The following is a 1676-nucleotide window of genomic DNA, read 5'->3' on the forward strand; positions in this document are numbered from 1 at the left end:
CCGTCACTTGAAGGTATTATTTCTAATAACCAAACAACCCGTTATGTGGTTGATGGTAATGAAATTAAAGTTGTTATCGACGGTGGTGCGAATGATGGCGCTGCGGTCATGACGATTGAAATTAATAACGATGGCAGTTACACGGTTCATCAATACCTGCCAATAGAGCAAGACAACAGCAAAGGCGATACCGTTGATATTAATCTGGCTGTTACTGCAACCGATAAAGACGGTGATGTGAGTAACACCGGCCAATTAGAAATCCATATTAAAGATGGTTTAAACCCAACCGGTGAAGGTGTTGTCGCCAATATCAGCATTACAGAAGGCGATCTTGAATATCCAAATACAAATAAAGGGTATCCAGTCTCTGCAGATACGCACTTTACGGTTAATGCCACAGATGATGCATTAGTTGCTAATAGCTTGAAGGTTGCTGATAGCGCACAAGCAGATTTAGTAAAAGAGCTTAATGGCTTAACGTCCAATGGTGAAGCACTGAACTTTACTGTTCACACTGATGCTAATGGCGTAATTACTATTACAGGTGTGACAGCAGGTGGTCAGGAAGCGGTGAGCATTACCATGACACCATCGTCATTGGCGAATGGCGATGTCACGGTTGATTTGGCTATTAAGCAGTCTCTACCGCTTGATCACCTCAATGCCGACGGTAAATTTGTTGATGTGACTGACGGTAAGATCACCATTGATGTCCCTGTTCAAATGCAAGATACCGATGGTGACCCATTGATGACAGGTGATAAGCCTACGCCAATTAATGTCACTATTAACATCAATGATGGCGCTAACCCAGAGTTTGGTATTGATAAAGGTGTCACTATCAATGAAACCACTGATGCTGATAAAGAGATGCAGGGTCAGATCCCGTTAGATGTGGGTTCTGATTATATTCAGACCATTCACTTTAATGCGACTCAAGATGGCCTAGCCAACATTACCAGTAACGGTGAAAAAACAACGTTTACTGTTAATGGCAATGTATTAACCGTGGTTGATGCAGACTCTAACCCTGTGATGGTGGTGACAATTGCTAATGACGGTACCTATACCGTTAAAGTAACAGGACCTGTTGACCAAAACAGTGCAGATATTGCTGATATTAAGCTCGATGTTACCGCGACAGATAAAGACGGTGATACGGCTAATGGTGAATTAAACATCACGATTAAAGATGGTACTGATGCATCGGGCGAAGGTGTTGTAGCAAACATTACTATCACTGAAGGTGATATTGAATATCCAAATACAAATAAAGGGTATCCAGTCTCTGCAGATACGCACTTTACGGTTAATGCCACAGATGATGCATTAGTTGCTAATAGCTTGAAGGTTGCTGATAGCGCACAAGCAGATTTAGTAAAAGAGCTTAATGGCTTAACGTCCAATGGTGAAGCACTGACTTTCACTGTTCACAATGATGCTAATGGCGTAATTACTATTACGGGTGTGACAGCAGGTGGTCAGGAAGCGGTGAGCATTACCATGACACCATCGTCATTGGCGAATGGCGATGTCACGGTTGATCTGGCTATTAAGCAGTCTCTACCGCTTGATCACCTCAATGCCGACGGTAAATTTGTGGATGTGACTGACGGTAAGATCACCATTGATGTCCCTGTTCAAATGCAAGATACCGATGGTGATCCATTGAT

Annotated in this window: 1 protein-coding gene; it reads left to right on the forward strand. The window is 42.7% G+C overall.

Annotation, left to right across the window (positions count from 1 at the left end; translation table 11 throughout):
* Positions 1-1676 (forward strand): DUF5801 repeats-in-toxin domain-containing protein (locus CTN01_RS22860; protein WP_487246541.1); only part of this gene is annotated, 1676 nt, incomplete at both ends.

This window comes from Photobacterium angustum (assembly GCF_003026365.1).
Lineage (GTDB): Bacteria > Pseudomonadota > Gammaproteobacteria > Enterobacterales > Vibrionaceae > Photobacterium > Photobacterium angustum.